Raw genomic sequence first — 21746 nt, 5'->3', positions numbered from 1 at the left:
ATTATAAACTACAGAGACTGTTCAAAGATAGAGTTAATGTAACCGCCTGGAAAGATAGTGACTTCGCACAAGCAGCGGCTCAAAACCTGAGTAATATATAGTAAAAAGAACAATGAGGTGATCCACAGATGGGAAAATCGACCAAAATCCGCAAGCAGGCAAAACAGCTACAGGGCCGCCCGGTCTGCATCACACTGCATGATGGACGGTCGTATGTGGGATTTATAACTGGGCTTGAAAAAGAAGCTTTGGTGCTCTCAAGACCAAGCCGCAGCCCCAAATCTAGAAAGAAGGGCCGCTCTCGTTCCAAGAAAGCACAGGTCTCCGGATTCATGCCACTGTTAGGTTCATTATTTGGTGGCGGCTTTGGCTCCGGGGAAGCAAGTGGCGGCCTCGGCGGTCTAGGCTTCTTTGGAATGATCCAAAAGACCATGCCGCTAATGAAGATGGGCTATAATATGATCAAAACCATCCGGCCTTTCATCGGTGAGCTGAAGGGATTAATGGGATAAGGAGAAAAAAATGCCCCCGTTCCCGCTGTACCAGCGGTCCCGAGGGCATTTCGTATACTACTTAGTTGTATTCGGCCAAACTGGCCTTTTAACTGATTATTGATGAGGCACAAGAACGGAAACCGCGCTTTTACCCACCAGATTGCAGGCCAGAATTTCTTGCCCCTGCAGCTTTATGCTAACATTCTCCGCTCTATCACTATCATTGAATAGCACGATGGCAACGGAGTTGTCTGTATTGGTAAACGCCACGGAACGAATATGCTCTCTGCTTGCACTTGAGCCGATTCGCAGGGCACCTGGACGGATGACTTTGCTGAAATGGGCCAGCGCATAGTAGTCCAGTGTATACTCCAGTTCACCGGTCTGCTGGTTAATTAGCAGAATTCCGCGGCAGGTGCTTTTACCAAAGCCAGGTACCGTCGGACCATTCTTCTCATCAAGCGCCATATTCCACAGAATGAAGGACTTACTGTGATTGCGGAGAATCTCAATCCCCGTCCGCATCACATTGGAGAACGCCTGCTCGAAGGGAGGAATCCATTCTCCACCAGAGCCTTCGCTGAAATGTACTTCTTTACCCGCAAAAGCCTCGAACACGTCGCTCTGAGCCGCTGGCTTACCACCGTACCAGTGCCAGGCTACACCGTCCACACTATCCTTGGCTTGCTCCAGTACGGTCAATGGATAATCCGGCCGATCCCAGTTGTGATCGTAACAGAGAATTTTAGTATCCAGGTCGCCCTTGATAAAACTAGGCTTCAGGTGATTCTTAACGAAATCAGCCTGTGCCTCCGGCAGCATCAGCATGCTTGGATAGTGAGCTGGCTCATACAAGGGTTCGTTCTGCGGAGTTACCGCGTAAATATGAAGCCCTTTATCCTTATAAGCTTGAATAAACCGCACAAAATAATCTGCATAAGACGAGTAGAACTCTTGCTTCAGTTCACCAGTCTTCATGGAGCTGCTGGTTTTCATCCATGCTGGCGCACTCCATGGTGAAGCGAACAGCTTGATGGCCGGATTCAGCTTCAAAGCTTCTTTTACCAGTGGAATGACATCCTCTTCATCATGAGCAATGGTGAAATGCTCCAGTGATGGGTCGGTCTCTCCTTCTGGTCTGTCGTCATAGCTATAGATCATTCTGGCATAATCTGAAGCACCCATCGGGTTTCTCAGAACGGAGAGGCCAATCCCTTCCTGAGCATCAAACAAACGAGTCATCGCTTCCGTCCGCTGCTCCGCAGTCAGCACTTGGTGAATCAGATAGGCGGATGAATCGGTGAAGGAGGCGCCAAAGCCGTCCATCTCCTGATAAGTTTGGTTTATATCCAGGTTAATCTCCGTCTGACCCGCTCCCGCTGTAACCGGAGTTAAGGCCTCTACGGTCCGTTCAACGAACAGGTCGCCTTCTCCCTTGGACTCATAAATGATAAGTTCAGTCATTATCGTTATCCCTCCAACCATTCAAGTTATGAAAAGGGCCCCTTTAGAGGGGCACCTTTTGTTATATCCTGATTATTTCATACCCAGCTTTTCTTTGTTCTGCTGCATTTTCTCGCTGCGAATTTCTACGATTTTAGCCCAATTGTTATCATCAAGGGCCTTCTTGTAGGCATCCAACGATTTGTTGAAATCATCGTCGCTCTTAGAACGGATCAAGCTGACCATTGTGGAATACCAAGTCGTGTCGATCGCTGTCAAAGAACGTGCTTCCGGTGTACCCGGGTCCGGATTGATATTTTCCAGAATGAAGTGTGGTGTCAGCTTGCCTTTACCCCACTCTTGCATCTGACGGATGGATTCCGGGAAGGAATCATCACTAAGGGCTTTGTAACGGTCATGACCGAAGAAGATGAACTCGCCGATCCGGTACTCTTTTTTATACTTATCTGCGTTGTTTTCCTGAAGATCTTTGATTGCTGGCAGGAATTCTACTTTGCCATCAGCATTCTTCTTATAGGTTTCGCCTTCGATCCCGAAGTTCATCAGCATTTGGCCTTCATCACTAAGCAGGTAGGTGAAGATTTGCATCACTTTCGCTGGATCTTTAGCCTTTTTGGTGATGTAGCTGATCATCCAGCCGGTAATACCGGTCTGATTAAGGATCGGCTGGTTGCCAACGGTGCTCTCCGGGCCATCAATAGCGATGTACTCTTTACCCGGATTCGCACTCATGAAGACTTGCAGGTTACCACCTTGCTGTGGTGTACCATCTAAGTATATAGCCGCGTATTTACCGGACTTCACTTTCTCATCAAAAGCAGTACCATCATCCGCGAAGCTGTCGTCACTAATATCGCCATCACGATAGATAGTATTAAGCGTTTTCAGCCAAGCCAAATAACTTTCATCCAGGTTACGGTTGTAGAACTTGCCATCCTTATCTTCGAGCGGTACACCCAGGTAATCCTGGAATCCGTCACCCAAGGAGCCGGAGCCAGTACCGATCGCGTTGAAGCCAAATGGAGTCAAGGAAGGGAACTGAACTTTGATTTTATTCATAGCTGCGATAAATTCTTCTGGTGTCTTCATGCTAGGCTTGCCGATTGCCTCATACACATCCTTACGGATAATAAAGGCTTGTTTAGCTGGAATATCACCACTGTCATAGTCAGCTTGTGTATTAGAATAGTCTGGATATCCGTAAGTTTTGCCGTCTTTTTGCTGGAACCAATTGATCGTATCTTGAGCAGCGACTTTGTTGAAGTAAGGATCATATTTCTCAGCCAGATCGTTCAAAGGCCAAGCCCAAGTAGACGCCTTCTGTGCTACCGCAGAGTTAGAATCGAATACTGTAATTACGTCCGGCATGTCTCCTCCGGCAAAGAAGGTATTCAGCTTCGTATCGTCACCGGTAATGAATTTAATGTTGATATTCAAGTCTTCTTTAATCTTCTTGGTCACCAAATCTTTGCCAAAATCGGTATTCCACCAATCTGCGTTCACATACCAGGTCAGGTCAGTTGTCTCTTTTTTTGTATCCAACTGCCATGCCGGGGTATCCGCATTTGGCGTATAGCGATCACCAAGTGCTGGCAATTCGCTGCTCGCCGTGTTTGATCCACCTGAACCACCACACGCGCTAACGGTCAGTGCAACGGCCAGGAGAGCCGAACTGAGTTTGATTCCTTTTGCAAATCTCTTCATGTTAGTAACCTCCATTTTGGTAAATACACATGTTTTGCTAGCTAGAAAGCTTACTCTTTAACAGCGCCGAGCATCATACCGGAGATAAAGTATCTCTGCAGCAATGGATACATAAGCACAATCGGCAGGGTGGTAATAACAATGGTTGCCAGTTGAACCCCTTTGGTGGTGGTTTCAATCATGACTGAACCAATATTCTGCATAGACTGTGTCTGAGACTGCACGATAACCTCATACAGCTTCATCTGTAGCGGATACAAGGCTTGGTCGGTGATATATAACTTTGTTGTCATGAAGTCGTTCCATTGCCCAACTCCGTTAAACAAGGCGATAGTCGCCATAGCCGGCATAGACAGTGGAATGAAGATCTTCAGGAACACCCGCCATTCGCCCGCACCGTCAATTTTGGCGGATTCTTCAAGGGCGTCCGGTACATTCCGGAAGAAGTTCATGAGAATGACAACATCGTAATAACTGAAGAGCGCCGGGATAATGTACACCCAGAAGCTGTTCAATAGACCCAAAGATTTGATCAGCAAGTAAGTAGGAATCATACCGCCAGAGAAGAACATCGTAATAACACCCATAACGACATACAGCTTACGGCCACGAAGATGCTTCTTGCTAAGAGCGTAACCGACCATGGCACAAAAGAAGACGTGGGTGATTACACCGAGAGTTGTTTTGGATACAGAGATAAAGAAGGCCTGCCAAATGCTGCTGTCCCGAAACACAGCACGATAATTCTCAAGTGAGAACTCTTTACTCCAAAAAATAAAGCCGCCTTCTGCCAACGCTCTGCCGGAGCTGAGCGAGGAGATAATAACATTCCATAACGGGATCATGATGACGAGTGAAACAATTAAAAGCACTGCAATATTGAAGGCATTAAAGATCCGACTGTCCAGATCTCCCTTTATCGCCTTTCGATTCATGGAAAATGCCTCCTCTTATAAAACGGATTGGTTATCATTCAGCTTAGTGGTCACTTTATTGGCGATCACCAGCAGGATGACAGAAACGATGGATACGCCGAGACCTACAGCCGTTGCATAGGAGAAATCTCCTTGTGTCATACCCATACGATATACGTAGGAGTTAATGACCTCGGCCTTTTCACGGTTCTGCGTGTTCATCAGCACCAGCGTCTGGTCCAGATTGGAGCCAAACAAACCGCTTACAGTAAGGATCAGATTCAAGCTGATGATAGGCTTCATGTTGGGTAGAGTAATGTTCCAAATTTGACGAAGACGACCTGCCCCGTCAATCTTGGCTGCTTCATAGAACGTCGGATCAATCTTAGACATAATGGCCAGATACAGAATCGTTCCCCAGCCCGCCTCTTTCCAAATATCAGAGAGGGTTGCGATCCACCAGTATTTACTCGGATCCAGCAAAATGTTAGATGGCTTCGAAATCAGACCCAAATCCAGTAGAATCTGATTAAACAGCCCTGTAGTGGAGAACCAGTTAATCAGCATCCCGCCCAGCACGATCCATGACAGAAAGTGTGGCATGTACGAGATCGTTTGTACGAATTTCTTGAATCGGGTCAAGCTGACTTCATAGATCATGATTGCCAGTATAATCGGAATGACAAATCCGATCCCCAGCTTCAGGAAGCTGATGCCCAATGTATTTACGACCGCATCCCAGAAATATTTATCAGACCAAATGATTTTAAAGTTATCAAAACCCACCCAAGGCGCTGAACTCAACGTATCAATGACCGTGTAGTTCTTGAAGGCAATGGTCAGTCCGTAAATGGGAATATAACAAAAGATAATCATGAAAATAATACCCGGCAGGACCATGGTTTGCAGTTCCCGTTGTCTCCAAAAGTCTGCAAAGAATTCTTTTACTCTCTCTCCCATAGGTCTCTTTCCGGATGATGGCATTACTATTGGTTTAGCCATGGTTCCTTCTCTCCTCTGACCTTAATCTCTTTATAAAAACGTTTTTATTCTTGAGAACACAATCCCCCTTGATCTATAACATTTTTAAAAACGAAGAAAACATTCCAGCTATCTTGCTTTTATTCTCTTCGATTGAGCTTTACCTGACTCGAACCTCTTACTACCAGTTCTCCATGAAGCTTCTGAATGCTGCCCTGCTCCTTCTTCTTAATTAACCGAACCAAATGGTCAATGGCGAGAATGCCTTGCCTAGCAATCTGGTTACGTACGGTAGTGAGCGGCGGCGAGAAATATTGTGCAATGTCAATATCATCAAATCCTACAACACTAATATCATTAGGGACATCATATCCGTGTGCCTTCAAAGCCTGCATACAACCGATGGCGCTTACATCATTACCAGCAAGGAACGCATCGGGCAAAATATCTGAACTCGAGCGAATGAACGACTTCACAACGTTATATGTAGCTTCTTCTTCGAAAAAGCCTTGCAAAATATATTCTTCTTTCACCGGAAGCTGATACTCACGAAGCGCAGCCAGGTAGCCTTCCTTCCGCTGTACACTGTCAAACATCGTGTCGACACCGGAGATGTAGGCGATTTTCTTATGCCCCAGGCTGATCAAATATTTGGTTGTTTCGTACCCTGCCACAAACGAGTCAAAGATAACGCTGCCCATGGTTTCCCTCTGAATCTCCCGATCCAGAAACACAGCCTTGATCCGATCCTTCTCCATAATAGCGATATCATTATCATCGATCTTAAACTCTTCATAGATAATGACACCGTCTACACGACGACCCATGATATTGTTCATGATGACCTGCTTGTCCTTGGTGACAAAGACGTTCAGCCCGTACCCCATATGGTCGCATTCTCTGGCCATGGACTCCACCAGCTTGTAGAAATAAGGACCCGATACACTTGTGGTGAAAAAACCCAGCATTTGCGTCTTTCCAGACTTCAGCAGCTTGCCGTTCAGATTCGGAACATAATTCAACCGCTGAGCGACCTGCAGCACATGTAACTTGGTTTCAGGATTGAGAACATCCACATCATTAAGCGCGTTAGACACTGTTGATATAGAGACGCCTGCTTCTCGTGCTACGTCTTTAATGGTTATCTTGCCCATAAGGCATCCCTCGCTAAAAACGTTTTTATAATATAAATATAAATTAACATAAAACCGTTTTCATTACAATCCTCTTTTCTAAAAAATTTGTCGATTCCGAAGAGTATATGTCTAACCTCAAAATCGCTTGACTGAAATAAAGAGAAACCCAAGAGTATATCACTTGGGTTTCTCTTCAATCGGAAAGTGCCCTGCTAGACACTCTCCACCATTCCACATACAGCCAAGAGCTGGCTTTCTTATCTACGACGGTTTTTCATCATTCGGTTGTACATCGTGAACGCCACAATCAACATGACAATGACAGCGACGCTACTTGCAGAATTTTGCGACATCCCAAACATGACGCCCAGGTTAGTGACAAGACTTCTCGTAACCAGTGCGACCAAGATCAGCATTATCGGACGCCAGATGTTATATCCTCTCATCCCTGCAACACTCCCGACCTATTTTTGACCAACCAATACTTCCACTGCTTCTGTGCTTTGTAACTATACTTGCTTGAATTCGATCCAGTCGATCTGCAGACCTGGCTTCACGAAGTCCAATTTCAATTCATACAGACCGGATTCGAGTTCAATCTTCACAAGCTTTTGCTTGATCCATTTGCCTTCTGTACCATTTGTTTGAATAGTCGTCATAGACTGACCGTTCAGTGTTACATTACAAGCGCTTTGTGCCAACTCGGACTCTGGTGACATAATGTGAACAATAATCCGATATTGCGCCGCCGTATCCACTTGGATAAAGGTCGGTCCGGATACAGCAGGTTTAACCTCTGCATTGTTCGACAGAACATGTACCTGTTCCGGTGAAAGCGCTGGATTAGCCTTAAAGGCTTCCACGGTTTCGTTAATCTCATGTTTTCTGGAGAAGACCGGCGCATGCATGATGAACTCACAGATATTCATGGCAGAGCGTTGAAGCTCTCCCCGGGTAACCGAGCCATTTTCCAGAGATTCTATGGTATTATCATCCCAGACGTTGATCTCGGCGCCATAGTTAGGAATCACCTTGTAAAGATCGTTTTGCGCACGAACCATCCAGTTCGTGTTCTTCCGATCCGCAGGTCCACCATGGACAACATCGTTCATAATCGCCCACCAGTCCGTCATTACGATGCCTTTGAAGCCCCATTCACCGCGAAGAATTGTAGTGTTCAGATCATAGTTGGATGCCGCCCAATGCCCGTTAACCGGGTTGTAGGAAGTCATAATGGAATTGGCACCCGCTTGCTTCACGGCGATTTCGAAGCCCTTCAGATAAATCTCACGCAGGGCACGTTCGGATACGATCGCATCTACCTTACTGCGGTGCTTCTCCTGATTGTTGCAGGCAAAGTGCTTCAGGGTGGCGTTAGAGCCGCCTTTCATAATCCCGCTAGTGCATGCGGCAGCAAAAACACCGGAGATCAGCGGATCTTCTGAGAAATATTCGAAGTTGCGGCCATTCAGCGGGCTGCGGCGAATATTCAGACCAGGTCCGAGCAAAGCATCTACATTATTTCTCAACAATTCCTGGCCTTCCATGACATAAAGCTCTTCTACCAGTTCAGCATTCCAAGTAGCGGCAAGCAAGGTACCGATAGCAACCTGAGTCGCCTTTTGACCGCTATCCATCCGAATACCGGAAGGTCCGTCAGCTGTACAAGCCACAGGAATTCCGTAATTGAACAACTGATCACTAACTCCCCCGAATGCCGAAGCCGTACCCGGAGTAACCAGTGGGCTGCTCATACCTTCGCCTCTAACGATGGTAGCCAAATCCTCGTCGCTGAGCTGGGCAATGAAGGTCTCCATGCTGACTTTCTTGTCCAGCACGTCTCTTAGCTTGTAGCCTTGATTCCCCGTTTGCGCCAAGGTCTCCGGAAGATTCTTCTCGATCCGTTCCGCCATGGAAATCTTACGCGTAGGCACCTCTACATAGAGTATATCATACGAGCCGTCTTCCTTACGTGTACCCGGTTGCATTCTGGTGAAGCTTTCAGTAGGAGCCATCGCCTCTTGCAGCTGTTCCACAACTTGAAGCTCTTCCACTACGTAGCCATCTTGTCCTTGCACGCTTACTTTCGCCAGCTTCTTAACACTGGTTCCCACATAAATGTGGTACGTTCCGGCTTCCAGTACATAAGCAGAAGCATGTCCGGTCACTCCGGCATCATCGTAGGAGGCCATAGTGTGAACAGGGAAGCTAATGGATAGAGTCTGAGATTCTCCTGGTTGAAGGACTTTAGTCTTTCCGAATGCAGACAATACTCTGGCCGGTTGGCCCAGCTTACCTTGCGGCGCTTCGTAATAGACCTGCACGACTTCTTTTCCGGCAAAAGTGTCTCCTGTATTCGTTACATTTACGTTGATTTCGATAAGCTCTTGACCGTTTTTGCTGGTCAGCGTAGCTGCCGCCGGCTCAACATTAAACGTGGTATAAGAAATCCCGTATCCAAATTCATAGTGAACCTTTTCCGGACAAAATGTCTCGAAATAACGATAGCCCACATAGATATCTTCTTGATAAAAGTTCTTGAACTCATTGCCATAGTTGCTAGTTGACGGATAGTCGTTAATCGAATGAGCGATGGTATCGGTTAATTTACCGCTCGGTGTTACCTCTCCGCTCAGTACGTCAGCGATGGCGTTACCGCCTTCCATCCCGCCCTGCCAAGAGTAGATTGCGCCTGCAATCGGATGGACATAGCTTTCATCGTTCATCCAGCTCATATCAATGATGTTCGATACGTTCAGTACAACCACGGTTTGTTCAAAATGAGCAGTGACCTGCTTCAGCATTTCTTTTTCGTCAGCCGTTAGTTGGTAACTACCTGGAGCATCAGCATTGTCCTGATCTTCACCTGCGGTACGTCCGATAACCACGATGGCTTTGTTCGATTGGCTTCTGGCCGAGGATACTAGCGCATCCGTCAAAGGCATTTCTTTCTGGTGCCAAGGCTCAGCCGCCCAGCCCCCGCCGCCGTTATCGAATGGATTCTGCTCAATCCACCGCTCATAGACACCAGCTAGCTCTTCGTTGACAATAAAATCGTTTTTACTGCGCAAGCCTGCCAATAAATTAGTCGTATAAGCTACATGAACACTTCCGCCCGAACCAGTACCGCTGCGATAGTAATTTACTTGGGTTCTGCCAAATACAGCAACATTGTCGCCGCTGCGAAGCGGAAGCACCTGATGATCATTTTTCAATAGAACAGCGCCTTCTGCGGCTACCGTCCGGCTAAATTCAGCAAAACCTTCCAATGGAATTCCCACGTTTTGTGTACTCAAATTCTTTCCTCCTGAATGTCATTTCCTATTCTCTATATCTCTAATATGAAGCTCTTTCAAGAATAGAGGCTATGCTACTAATATACAAGTCCCGCTGGCAAAAAACAAAATCAATATTCAAGCAAATCCTACTGTTTGTGAACTATAAATGAAACTCTACATGCCTTACCAACCACAAATTGTAAATTGAACCGCTCCATCACAAAGAAATTCGTGCTTCCAGTTCCAGTTAAGATTCTGTTCAAGTTACGTTTATGTGGAATTCATCTCACGCTATTATGCTGACACAACACCACAGAACAAACATATAGAAATGAACAGAGAGAGGGTAATGAGCATGAGAGGAAAACAATTTGTGATCTTAAGCACGACACTCGCGCTATCACTGCTAACTCCGCTGAGTGTAATGGCCGATAGCAGCAGTAATAAACCTAACTATGCATCTACTCAGAAATTAGCTGTAGAGAAGGCGGCACTACTAACTGATACCTACGGTACCACAAGCCTGCAATATGCGCTGATTGACCAAGGGAACATTGTTATCTCCGGACATTCTGGCAAAAATCAGCTAGCAAAGAATGTACCGCTAACCTCCGAAACGATCTACGGCATAGGATCAACCAGCAAAATGTTTGTAGCCGCTGCTGTGATGAAGCTGGTGGATGAAGGCAAGCTAGATCTGGACCAACCGCTTACGGGATATATTCCTGACTTTACAATGAAAGATGCCCGTTACGGGCAGATTACGCCGCGTATGCTGCTGAATCATTCTGCCGGTATTGAAGGTTCCTCTTTTAACCGGGCGCTATTGTTCAATGATAACGATACCTATGCCCACGATAATCTATTAGCGCAATTGGCCACCCAAAGCTTAAAAGCAGACCCGGGAGCATTCTCGGTCTATTCCAACGACGGCTTCACACTAGCTGAAATCCTCGTGGAGCGAGTTAGTGGGTTGGACTTTACGACATTTATACACAAGAATTTTACGGAGCCTTTAGGGATGAAGAACACGAAAACGCCTATAGATCCAATAGACAAAGCCAAAATGGCCGGGACCTTCATTGATTCTTCACAGACCCCACTCCCTTTAGAGAATTACAATGTCATCGGAACTGGAGGGATTCGCTCCACGGCTGAGGATTTGGTGAAATTCTCGCAGATTTTCACGGGTCAAGTGGAAGGCATCCTTTCTGTCCAATCCGTCAAAGCTATGGCCGAAGCAGAATATAAAAAAGGGATGTGGCCGAAAAATACCGATGCGACCTTCGCCTACGGACTAGGCTGGGATAGCGTAGACCTCTTCCCATTTAATAATTATGGTATTCAGGCGCTGACCAAAGGGGGAGATACGACTCTGTTCCATTCATCATTGGTCGTGCTTCCAGAGTATAATTTGGCTGCGGCTGTGACCTCATCCGGCGGCTCCAGCACAACTGATCAATTGCTCGCGAATGAAATACTGCTTAGCGCACTGCAAGCGAAGGGTGTAATTAAAGAACAGACGGCAGAGAAATCGCACGGCATCCCTGTGAAGGCAAAAATGCCACAAGACATGTCCCGTTATGCAGGCATTTATGGCGCCTCTAATTCATTGATGAAGATAGCGATCAATCCATCTGGTGAGATGGTACTGACCTCGCTTCTATACCCGGGCGATCCTGGCCAAAAGTATGTGTATACTGCGGATGGTTCTTTTAAAAGTGAAGATGGTACGGAAAAGTTCAAATTTGTTGTCGAGAAGAATGGGCGCACTTATTTGTGGTCCAGCGCATATGTATCCGTACCTGGGCTTGGGCAGACTGTATTCTCTGAATACACCGCTGAAAAGCTCGAAGCCAATCCATTATCCAAAGATGTAGCTGCTGCCTGGAACAAACGCGAGGGCAAGATGTATTACATGATGAACGAGAAATACTCATCGATATCCTACTTCTCGGGTTTGCCTGCTTTTCCAATTGTGACAAGCAAAGAAGCTCCTGGCTATATCGTTAATAATAAAATCGTTGATGCTAACAAAGCAATCAGCCAGCTGCAAATTCCCACTATAGCAGGTAGAGATAGCATGGAATTCAACTTCTTTACGAAGGATGGCATTGAGTATGTCAAGACAACAGGCGGTTACTTGTATGCTGGCGCAGAGATCTTGAAGCCTCTCTATGCTGGGAAACAATCCACAGCCACCATCCAAGCAGACGGCCTTGCGAGATGGTTCACCATACCTGCTACTGCCAAAGGGAAAATTCTATCCGTCAAGCTGCCTAAAAATAGCGCAGTTATCGTATATGATGAAGCAGGCATGTGCGTGAACGATACCGCAGTCAGTGGTAAAAATGAAGTTGTATTGCCGAAGAACGGCACCATTGTATTCGCCGGTGACGCCGGTGCGAAGTTTGAAATTTCGTTGAAATAGAAGCAGGAGAATATCTTGTAAGCCTCCTTTTCCAGGGGGCTGAATTGAAAGCAAACAACCTCGCCCATCCCACACTTGCCACACCACAAACTAAAGAGGTTCAGAAAATCATGAAGACTTTATTAGAGAAACAGCGTAAAAGAAAACGTCTCTACCCTTCTCAGCCTTCGATATGAATCAAGGCTATGAACTCTGCCAGAGACTATTTATAGAGATAGCGAAGCGACCCATTCGGGCCGCTTTTTTGTAATCATCGAACTTTATAAACATATTTGTTTACAAAGTCCCTCCTATGAAGTATTTTATAAACAACTTTCCAAGTGGATAAGTGTATTAGATTATTTTTCAACTCAGGAGGGCATATGAAAAATTTCATAATTTTTGGAGCGAGCCAAGGTTTGGGAGACGCCTTCGTAAAAGGCCTGCCAGAGAACGGTGACCGTGTCTGGATCGTCTCCAGAACCCGGCCTCCAAGTGTAGACTTGAACGACGGTATTACGCGTTATTGGATTGAGGCTGATTTATCCTTATCTTCTTCAGCTGAGAAGATCGCTTCTGAGATAGCAGGAGAGCCACTGGATGTATTGATCTACAATGTGGGACTTTGGGAAAAGGAAGGCTTTACAGAGCAGTACAATTTTGAGCAAGATGATCCTGCGGAGATCATTAAGATGATTCAGGTCAATCTATCCTCACCCATTACCTGCATTCAGAAGCTGCTACCCAACCTGAAGCAATCAGATAACGGCAAAATCATCCTCATCGGTTCCACCGCTGGACTCGATCACACGAATAATGATCAAGTGACTTTTGTGGCGTCCAAATTCGGATTACGGGGGATTGGCAGTGCTTTACGTGAACATACCAGGAAATACGGTATCCCCGTCACCTGTATCAATCCCGGAGAAATTGCCGCAGAAATTCCTTACGAGGAAGGTGCGGACAAAGCGATTGCATTGTATGATGGCGCCAGGATTCCAGTCCAAGATATCGTTTCGCTCGTAAAATGTGTAATTACGCTATCTAAAGCGTCATGTGTGAAAGAGATTCATATACCTGCCATGCTGGATACGAATGCATAATGCACGAAGAAGCTCCTTGGGATTGTCCAAGGAGCTTCTTCTGTATCTATTATTTATGAACCTAAGTCACGGGCGCCTTAATAACAGACACAATACTTCTCTGTACGTCTTTTGCGCTTGGCAACTGATACGGATCTGCATTAAAAAGAATGGCATCAGCAATGAAGCCTTCTTGGATACGTCCCAAGCTATCACCATATCCCAGAATGTCGGCGGCGGACGATGTGGCCGCCTGCCATGCTTCCTCGTGAGTTAAACCACAGTCAATTAACACATCCAACTCGTCGAGGTTGTGCCCATGGAGAGCAGGTGTTGCATAATCGGTACCGAAGCCAATGCGTACACCTGCACTTTTCGCATAGCTGATCGCTTGCGGATGAGCTGCGGCAGCACGTGCGGCCCGATCACGAATGACCTCAGGCAGGCCAAGTACACCGAAAGGATCTGCGGCAATCCGATAGATCGAAGCCGTAGGTACGAACGCTGTCTTAGACTGAGCAAGCCGATATGCTTGTGCCTCCGTCAAATACATTCCATGTTCTACAGATTCGACGCCAGCATCAATAGACCAGTCCACTGTAGGACCACCCCAAGTATGAACCAATACTTTAGCGCCCTGCGCATGGGCAGTACGCACAATATAAGCGAATTCTTCCTCTGAGAACGCTGGGTTCAGCACTGTATCCGGAGATGCCCCCAGTCCGCCCGTGGCCAGAATCTTAATCCAGCTTGCCCCGGAATGAATGATATCCGTTATCCGCTGTTCCAGGTGCTTAATCCCCCGTGCGTCACCAGCCCCCAGCATATCACCACAGGTGTGTACGCTTAAAGGCTGGTTATAATGCTGCGCTATATGCTTCACTACACTTGGCAGAAGTCCGCCTGCATCACGCGCTGTAGTCACCCCGGTACGGAGTGTCGCCTCAAAGGCTTGTGCTTGCAGCACCTCTACCTCTAAGGCATCACGCTTCAACTGGTCATCATGATCGAAATCGGTCCATGCCAAGTGCGTATGAAGATCAATGACACCAGGACTTATCCATAAATCGCTGCCTGAGTTATCATCCCCAGCAACAGGGGAATTAGATTCGACAATGGACGAGAAACGACCGCCACGTACTGTGATATCAAATCGTTTGCCCGGGGTCCCTGCAATAAAAATATTATTAAAGGTCTGGTCCTGTTGGGTTACATTGGTCATTTGGCATTCTCCCAAATGGCCTTTTGGGCGGCAATGGCCTTGGAAGGATCTTTTTGCACAAATCCTGCCAGCGTAACAAGCGCTTGTTCAACACCCTGCTGACTGGCATTTGCTCCAAAATGATTAATGCGCCAAAGCTTATCATGCAGTTCTCCATCTCCAGGAGCCACAATTCCAATCGGCTTGTCGATATGAAGATTACTGCCTTCAGGAACCCGTACCGTTGTAGTCAACGAGGAGTATCCATTGCTATTTCTTTGCCACGGTTCTAGCTCCAAAGCATGGACGCCAGCAATCATAGCCGATGACGCTAACTGATGGCGGTAGTTGACCGCCTCTAAGCCCTCTTGTTCAATAAGCTCTAAAGATACAATAAGATCCCTGGCTTCTAACGTAGGAATATTGGCCGGAACACGCACGGGAGTCGTGCTGTTATCAGGACGTTTAAGATCAAGTAACGATAGAATAGAATTGCGCGGTGCTCGTTCGTTAGACTCCAGGAGCGCCCAGCCACGCTGGGAGACACCTACAGCGCTGACCCCGTTAGGTCCAGCCAGCCCTTTTTGCGCACCAATCGCTACAAAATCAATGCTCCACTCGTCCATAAGCACCGGTTCAGCCCCGACGGCTGACACGGAATCGATCACGGTGATTAGGTTAGATTGACGCGCGATCTCCAGTATTTCTTTGGTCGGATTAGAACCCCCTGTGACCGCTTCTCCCTGAACAAAGGAAATAGCGCACGGTTTGTGGCGTTCAATCGCTGCAGCGACTACATCTACAGTGGCTACTTCGTCAAAAGGTACTTTAACCTCAATAACTTCTGCGCCGCCGCGCTCCAGCCATTTTCCGAAAATATCTCCATACGGACCGGTCACAACGTTCAGAATCTTACGACCAGGAGCAGAGATGCCTGCTGCGATGGCCTCGATGCCCAAGATGGCCTCGCCCGGAATGATAACCGGGGATTGTTGTGTGGATAGGAGTCTGGAGAGCAACCCCGTGAGCGTATCGAACTCTGAAATCGTAAGTGGCGAATATCCTTTATGAACTTGATTCATGACAAACCTCCTGTTGTAATGGATATTGGCATTTTGGGAACAGCGGACAATAGTTCGCGGCTATAGGACGTTTCAGGACGGGAAAAGAATTGATCCTTGGGATTAACCTCCACAAGTTGCCCCTGCTTCATAACAGCTACAATATCGCTTATTGCATGGATTACGCCCAGGTCATGCGAGATGAACAGCATCGTAAGATTAAGCTCCGATTTGAGCGTACTAAAGAGTTCAAGCATACTCCGTTGTACTGAAACATCCAGTGCGCTCGTAGGTTCATCCGCGATAATCACACTTGGCTCCACGCTTAAGGCACGGGCGATCGCAATCCGCTGACGCTGACCACCAGAGAATTGATGCGGGTATCGACCAAGAGCTCTTTGGTCAAGATGAACACGCGCCAGAAGTTCCTTGCAGCGTTGATCCACTCCCGCACGATCTACAATTTTGTGAAATAACAGCCCTTCGGAAAGGATCTGTCGGATCGTATGCTTCGGATTGAGCGAGGAATCCGGGTTCTGAAAGATCATTTGAATATCCTTATGCTGTTCCCGGCTACGTTTCTTACCTAAAACTTGCGAACCCAGCAAAACTTGTCCGTCACTTGGAGCAATCAGCCCCGCGATGACTCGCGCGAGCGTAGATTTTCCTGAACCCGATTCTCCTACGAGACCGAGAGTAGTGTGCGGTTGTATTGCTAAGCTTACTTTATCCAGCGCGGTGAACTCACCATACTTCACTGTTAAATCTTCTATCTGCAAGGCCGTCTTCATACACCCGCACCCCTTTCAAGCTCCGGCAAAGGAAGCACCGAATTGATCAGCATCTGCGTATAGGAATGTTGCGGGTTTTGCAGAAGACTCAACGATTCGCCGCGTTCGACGATCTGCCCCTCTTTCATCACGCACAGCGTAGAACACATCGTAGAAGCAATCGCCAGATTATGCGTAACAAAAACCATGGCAAAACCCAGTTCCTGTTGCAGACGCGTAATCGTGTCAATGATTTGCTTCTGAACAGTAACATCAAGCGCAGTCGTCGGCTCATCACACAGGAGGATACCCGGCTTGCAAGCTAAAGCCATGGCGATGACAATACGCTGGCATTGACCCCCTGACAGTTGGCTCGGGTACCGGTCCTTCTGCTTCAGGGAATCTGGAAGTCCGAGCATCTCCAGTAACTCCAGCGCAATGGTGCGGGAAGCCTTCCGGCTTACGTTCTGTCTGTAGTACACTACCTCGGCAAGCTGCCTAACCACCGGACAAAGCGGGTCCAGAGCGCCTCTCGGATCTTGAAAGATCATGGCGCTTCTGACATCACTCCGGATGGCTCCACCCACTTGCTCCACCCCGCGCGGAAGTAAACCTAAGATAGAGCGCAAGGTCAGTGATTTGCCAGAGCCCGATTCACCGACCAGTCCCAAGCTTTCGCCCTTTCCAAGAGAGAAATTCACATTGGTGACCAATGATTTGCCTGCGGACGTAGCGAGCGAGAGATTTTCTATTTCTAAAATAGGATTCGTAGCCATCATTTTCTCCTCCATAGGTCTGCCAGGCCATCACCCACAAGGGATAACGCGATCCCTGTGTATACAACCGCAATGCCTGGAACGGCTGACAGCCACCAGGCTGTAGTTATGAAGGATTGTCCATCCGATATCATCGTTCCCCAATCCGGGGTTGGCGGCGCAATGCCGATACCCAGATAACCTAATGTAACGATCGCCACGAGCAAACCAACCATATCGGTCATTAATACAACCACGGCTTGAGGCAACACATTGGGCAAAAGATGCCGCAGAATGATTTTCACCCCTGGAATCCCCATCGTCTGCGCGGAAGCGACCCATTCCTGCTTGCGGAACGATGCGCTAAGACCTCTTGTTACACGGGCAAAGACGATCCAGCCCACCAAAATAAAGGTGATGTATATCCCCTTTTGACCCGCGCCACTGGCAAAGGCCACGATAATAACAATCAAATAGAAGGGAAAGGCAATAAAGGTATCCGTCACTAATGAAATAACAGTGTCTACCCATTTGCCGTAATACCCTGCCAGCATCCCTAGAAAGATACCTGTGCAAAAAGGGATGATCTCCGCCAGCACCATGATTTTTAAATCCGTCCGTGCGGCATAGATCAGCCTAGTAAACAAATCGCGCCCCAGTTGGTCTGTTCCCAGCCAATGCTCCGAGGAAGGAGGCTGCAAAATGGCATACAGATTCTGCTCGGAAGGGTCAAAGGGAGTAATGAACGGTGCAAACACAGCTACGCCTATGAGGAGTAAGAACATAATGCTCCCCACAAGCAGAGATGGTGTGTTCAGTATTCTTTTTAGGACACCTTGATTCTCTTGCTGTAGGTCCAGTAGTGTAGTATTCATTGTTTTCCTTTCGTCCTGGGATCAAGCAGCCAGGAGGATATCTCGATCAGGAGACTGATGATGACCACAGATATCGCACAGTACAGAGCTATTCCTTGGATGACCGGAAAATCCCGTTTGGAAATCGCTGAGAATAGCAGACTGCCTATGCCCTTGATGCCAAACACCTGTTCAACGACCAAGGTGCCGCCGATCAGATAAGAAATGTTTACGCCAAGCAGCATCAGCGTGGGCAGCGCAGAATTGCGCAGAACATGCTTGGTCAGGATCACCCGGTTAGGGATCCCCGCCGCTTTTAAGGTGACTACAAAATCCGATTCCAGCACTTCCAGCATCTGCGCTCTTAGTGAACGCACAAGGGTAGGAATTTGTGAAAAGGCAACGGTAATCGCAGGAAGTGTGAGGCTGTATAAGGTTCCAGCAACCCCTTCCCCAACTCCCCCCACCGGGAACCAGCCCAGCCGAACGCTCAGGAACAAAATCAACAATAAGCCTACCCAAAAGACCGGCATACCGAGCGTGATCGTTGGAAAGATACGTATCAGATGATCCAGCAGTCTGTCTTTATTCGTCGCTGCAAGCGTAGCTAGCACAAGCGCCACTAGTATCGCCAATACACTGGCCATTACAATCAGCAAGAGTGTAACCGGAGCGCGCTCCGTAATCAGCTCTCTAGTCGACGTTCCCCAAGCAATCGAAGCCCCGGTATCGCCGTGTGTGAAAAGATTTTGTACAAATCGGGTGAACTGCTCCCATAGCGGGAGATCCAGCCCAAGCGAATGGTGCAAGGCTTGGATAGCTTCAGGCGTGCTGTGTTCCCCCAGGATCATTTTGGCAGGATCTCCCGGTACAATCCGGATAAGGAAAAAGACAGCCGCCACCACACAGGTGATAACGGCTGCCGCTCTTATGAGAGCGAGCACGAGCCACCTGCGCGGTGAATCGTTGTCGGCAATTTTTTTGAATAGACTGTTAGATTTAATCATTTTTTAATACGAACATCTTCAAAGCGAAGACTGCCGTTAGGAAGAACAACCAGACCTTCTACGGAAGAACGTACACCAGTAATAATATCTGGATAGTACAGTGGAATGTAAGGCACTTCATCAGCAAGAATCTGTTGAAGCTTGGCGTAAATATCTCCACGTTCTGCCCCATCGAGTGTTTTTTGGCCTTCGATCAGAAGTTTGGTCACTTCATCATTCGTGTAATGCGTCCAATAAGACTTGCTGAAACCGTTCGGATCGGTTTGGAAGGCAAGGATCGAATTGGCTTCAGGGGAATCTGCCTGACCACTGTTAAGCATAGCCGAGAAATCATAAGCAAAGAAACGCTCACGGAATGAAGCTAGCTCAACCGATTCAATCTCAATATTGATGCCGATGGTTTTAGCAGCGGCCTGAATGATTTGTGCCTCTTGCGCTCTTGTACTGTTTCCGGAAGCAACCAGCAGCTTCGTAGTGAAGCCATCAGGGAACTTCGACTTGGCAAGCTCTGCTTTAGCTGCAGCCTCATCATGGTTGAGCGCTTTAATCGTATCGTTAGTGTTATAAGGGATGGCTGGTGGCAATAGCGAATTCGCCACTTGCGCATAACCGAAGGTAAGCGCCTTGGTCAATCCGTCACGATCCAGGGCCAACGCCAGGGCACGACGAACATGGATATCAGAGAAATGTTTATCGAGTGTATTGAAGAACAACTGCTCCGTTACCCAGCTGCCGTTAGTCGCTACTGTCGTATCAGGGCCTTGTTTCACTTCATTGGCATTCCCAAGCGCAAGCGTCTCAATACCATCTACCTCACCAGCTTTAAGCTGGTTGATTGCTTGGCTATCATCTTCAATCAGCTTGTAAACAAGCTTATCGATGTATGGCTTGCCTTCCTGCCAGTAGTTTGGATTTTTGCTGAACGTCAGATCACCCGCTGGGTCCCACTTTTCAACAACAAATGGACCAGTACCTATAGGCTTCTTAAAGAATTCTTCCTCAGTGACACCACCAAATTTGTTAGGCAGAATACCGTTGGAAAAATTCGTCAGCTCCGAAATAAATGGCGTGTAAGGCTCTTTTAGTGTAATTACTAACGTTTTGGCATCTTCGGCCTTAAGAGAAGCAACCTGTGCCGCGATAGCCAGAGGTCCACCCACAGTCAAATGACGCTGAATGGAGAACACTGCATCCTCTGCAGTCACTTCAGTTCCGTTAGAGAATTTCAGCCCATCACGCAAAACAAAAGTATAGGTTAAACCATCTGTACTAATTGTATGTGACTTGGCCAGCCAATCCATAATCTTTCCTTCACTATCAAACGCAACCAGCGGCTCAAAAACTTTATCTATCGCAAAAGCGTTATTTGCAGTAATCTGATTGTGCAGGTCAAACGAGGTAACAGAAGCCGGACGTCCATAGGTAAACGTTCCACCTGTTGCCGGCGGTTCCGTATTCTTACTTGTATCCGTGCCTTGGTTCGCGCTTTGATTAGTACCTGTATTTTGAGCCGAATCATTCTTTGATCCGGAGCATCCTGCCAGAACAACCATTAACAGAACCACTAAAGATCCAACCCAGAACGTCTTTCTTTGAAATGCATTAAACTTTGACATGTCAATCCCCCTCTTATGCAGTAAAACATATGCGCTTAGTATGAATAGATTATGTATGAATGTACCCCTTCTGTCAAACAAAATTAAATCCCAAAAAAAGGTGCTAAACCCTACTCGTTGTAGCGTTTTAGGTTAGCATCTAACCACCTATAGTTACGCAGCCCGCTATATGAAAACAGGTACCCATCAGGGTGTCTTTACTAATTATTGTGTACTGAATACTCCCGAAGGATACTCGTTATCTGTTCAAGGGAACATTCGCCTTTTGCAACGTCTACTATGAACTCAATAGCGTATAAGCGCTTCATATCTTCTCATCATTTATAACTTTATAACATAATTGCATATTTTAGCACAGCGGATTGGAAAAGCAATAAATAAGACACCTTCAGACAGTTTCCTCTTCCTAGCCTCCATAGACTCGGATATTTGTGTGCTTATATTCACCTCAAGCCCATTTCCCTCCCCAAAGGCGTTTGTCCAGACCAGGCTAAAGTCCTTGAATATATTATTATTATTTATGTCTTCAAGGGCGTTTAACTACACGGTGGGGGGAGATCACACTGGCTATTCGGTACAGTATTATCATTCCAACCTATAATCGAATCCAGCAGCTGTTGCTCTGTGGAATCCTGACTTTGACACCGCCACTGAAATTACTCCGTTAATCACACCAGAAGATATTATTCATCAGACAGATGTCGCCCCCTGGATGTTTGAAACCTACGGATTCAAGGACTCCTCGTTAAATTTATTCGCCCTAGTACCTCCATCCGAAAATGTTGAGGTCTACAAAGATACGCTGCGAGTCTTACGCAGGGGATTCCGTTCGAAGAGAACTCGTTCATCCGCATTATTGCTGAGAAGAACATTGCGAATTGCAGCCAAGCAGTTCTATCAGCAAAATAACACCCAGAAGCACCGGACGTCGTTAATATGGATAGCAAGGAAGGCCAGGGGCAGGAAAAGCCGGGTCGCTCAAGTGTGCTTGAAGTTTCCCACCGGCCTTGATAAAATAA

The 21746-nt window shown here is 47.1% G+C and carries 17 protein-coding genes; 3 read left to right on the top strand and 14 right to left on the bottom strand.

Translation table 11 applies throughout. The annotated features are described in order from the left end of the window. The first annotated feature begins 128 nt into the window (after positions 1–128). Positions 129–512: a hypothetical protein gene (locus tag ACFRAM_RS17920; protein WP_379467021.1), complete on the top strand. Its 384-nt coding sequence runs from the start codon at positions 129–131 to the stop codon at positions 510–512. A gap of 96 nt (positions 513–608) precedes the next feature. On the opposite strand, the gene ACFRAM_RS17915 is transcribed toward ACFRAM_RS17920, so the two are convergent. The 7 genes from ACFRAM_RS17915 to ACFRAM_RS17885 form a co-directional block, all read right to left on the bottom strand. After that, on the bottom strand, positions 609–1958 hold the full coding sequence (locus ACFRAM_RS17915) for a glycoside hydrolase family 30 protein (protein WP_379467020.1): 1350 nt from the start codon (positions 1956–1958) through the stop codon (positions 609–611). 72 nt (positions 1959–2030) lie between these two features. Next, on the bottom strand, positions 2031–3662 hold the full coding sequence (locus ACFRAM_RS17910) for a type 2 periplasmic-binding domain-containing protein (RefSeq protein WP_379467019.1): 1632 nt from the start codon (positions 3660–3662) through the stop codon (positions 2031–2033). A 50-nt stretch (positions 3663–3712) separates the two neighbouring features. Continuing rightward, complete coding sequence (locus tag ACFRAM_RS17905; protein ID WP_175372069.1) at positions 3713–4597, bottom strand: carbohydrate ABC transporter permease; 885 nt, start codon at positions 4595–4597, stop codon at positions 3713–3715. Between the two features lie 15 nt (positions 4598–4612). Beyond that, positions 4613–5578, bottom strand: coding sequence for an ABC transporter permease (locus ACFRAM_RS17900; protein ID WP_379467018.1), 966 nt, complete (start codon positions 5576–5578; stop codon positions 4613–4615). A gap of 119 nt (positions 5579–5697) precedes the next feature. Continuing rightward, entirely contained in the window at positions 5698–6711 is a 1014-nt protein-coding gene (locus ACFRAM_RS17895; RefSeq protein WP_175372071.1) for a LacI family DNA-binding transcriptional regulator, read from the bottom strand. A gap of 239 nt (positions 6712–6950) precedes the next feature. Continuing rightward, positions 6951–7139: a hypothetical protein gene (locus ACFRAM_RS17890; RefSeq protein WP_175372072.1), complete on the bottom strand. Its 189-nt coding sequence runs from the start codon at positions 7137–7139 to the stop codon at positions 6951–6953. Positions 7140–7202: 63 nt separating this feature from the next. After that, on the bottom strand, positions 7203–9989 hold the full coding sequence (locus tag ACFRAM_RS17885; protein WP_379467017.1) for a glycoside hydrolase family 3 C-terminal domain-containing protein: 2787 nt from the start codon (positions 9987–9989) through the stop codon (positions 7203–7205). Between the two features lie 337 nt (positions 9990–10326). Here ACFRAM_RS17885 and ACFRAM_RS17880 point away from each other — a divergent pair, with 337 nt between their 5' ends. Then, a complete protein-coding gene (locus ACFRAM_RS17880) occupies positions 10327–12402 on the top strand; it encodes a serine hydrolase domain-containing protein (RefSeq protein WP_379467016.1) in 2076 nt (691 codons plus the stop codon). Between the two features lie 362 nt (positions 12403–12764). Continuing rightward, positions 12765–13484 (top strand): SDR family NAD(P)-dependent oxidoreductase, encoded by a 720-nt coding sequence (locus ACFRAM_RS17875; RefSeq protein WP_379467015.1) that lies wholly within the window; start codon positions 12765–12767, stop codon positions 13482–13484. 61 nt (positions 13485–13545) lie between these two features. Here ACFRAM_RS17875 and ACFRAM_RS17870 read toward each other — a convergent pair whose 3' ends face one another. Genes ACFRAM_RS17870 through ACFRAM_RS17840 form a run of 7 tightly spaced genes read right to left on the bottom strand, consistent with a single transcriptional unit; the run spans position 13546 to position 20727 of the window. Continuing rightward, on the bottom strand, positions 13546–14685 hold the full coding sequence (locus tag ACFRAM_RS17870; protein WP_379467014.1) for an amidohydrolase family protein: 1140 nt from the start codon (positions 14683–14685) through the stop codon (positions 13546–13548). Further along, positions 14682–15746, bottom strand: a complete 1065-nt coding sequence (locus ACFRAM_RS17865) for an aminotransferase class V-fold PLP-dependent enzyme (protein WP_379467013.1) — start codon at positions 15744–15746, stop codon at positions 14682–14684. Before ACFRAM_RS17865 ends, ACFRAM_RS17870 begins: the two co-directional genes overlap by 4 nt. Continuing rightward, positions 15743–16516, bottom strand: coding sequence for an ABC transporter ATP-binding protein (locus tag ACFRAM_RS17860; protein WP_379467012.1), 774 nt, complete (start codon positions 16514–16516; stop codon positions 15743–15745). Before ACFRAM_RS17860 ends, ACFRAM_RS17865 begins: the two co-directional genes overlap by 4 nt. Continuing rightward, complete coding sequence (locus ACFRAM_RS17855; protein WP_379467011.1) at positions 16513–17274, bottom strand: ABC transporter ATP-binding protein; 762 nt, start codon at positions 17272–17274, stop codon at positions 16513–16515. The genes ACFRAM_RS17860 and ACFRAM_RS17855 overlap by 4 nt, the downstream gene beginning before the upstream one ends. Beyond that, on the bottom strand, positions 17271–18125 hold the full coding sequence (locus tag ACFRAM_RS17850; RefSeq protein WP_379467010.1) for an ABC transporter permease: 855 nt from the start codon (positions 18123–18125) through the stop codon (positions 17271–17273). Before ACFRAM_RS17850 ends, ACFRAM_RS17855 begins: the two co-directional genes overlap by 4 nt. After that, the gene (locus ACFRAM_RS17845) at positions 18122–19111 is read right to left on the bottom strand and encodes an ABC transporter permease (protein WP_379467009.1); all 990 of its coding nucleotides are present in this window, start codon (positions 19109–19111) and stop codon (positions 18122–18124) included. Before ACFRAM_RS17845 ends, ACFRAM_RS17850 begins: the two co-directional genes overlap by 4 nt. Beyond that, positions 19108–20727 (bottom strand): ABC transporter substrate-binding protein, encoded by a 1620-nt coding sequence (locus tag ACFRAM_RS17840; protein ID WP_379467008.1) that lies wholly within the window; start codon positions 20725–20727, stop codon positions 19108–19110. The genes ACFRAM_RS17845 and ACFRAM_RS17840 overlap by 4 nt, the downstream gene beginning before the upstream one ends. Between the last annotated feature and the right edge of the window lie 1019 nt (positions 20728–21746).

The sequence above is a fragment of the Paenibacillus sp. NPDC056722 genome (assembly GCF_042790635.1).
Classification (GTDB): Bacteria; Bacillota; Bacilli; order Paenibacillales; family Paenibacillaceae; genus Paenibacillus_AQ; species Paenibacillus_AQ agri.
Note: the sequence above shows the minus strand (reverse complement) of the source record. Positions and strands in the feature narration are given on the sequence as shown.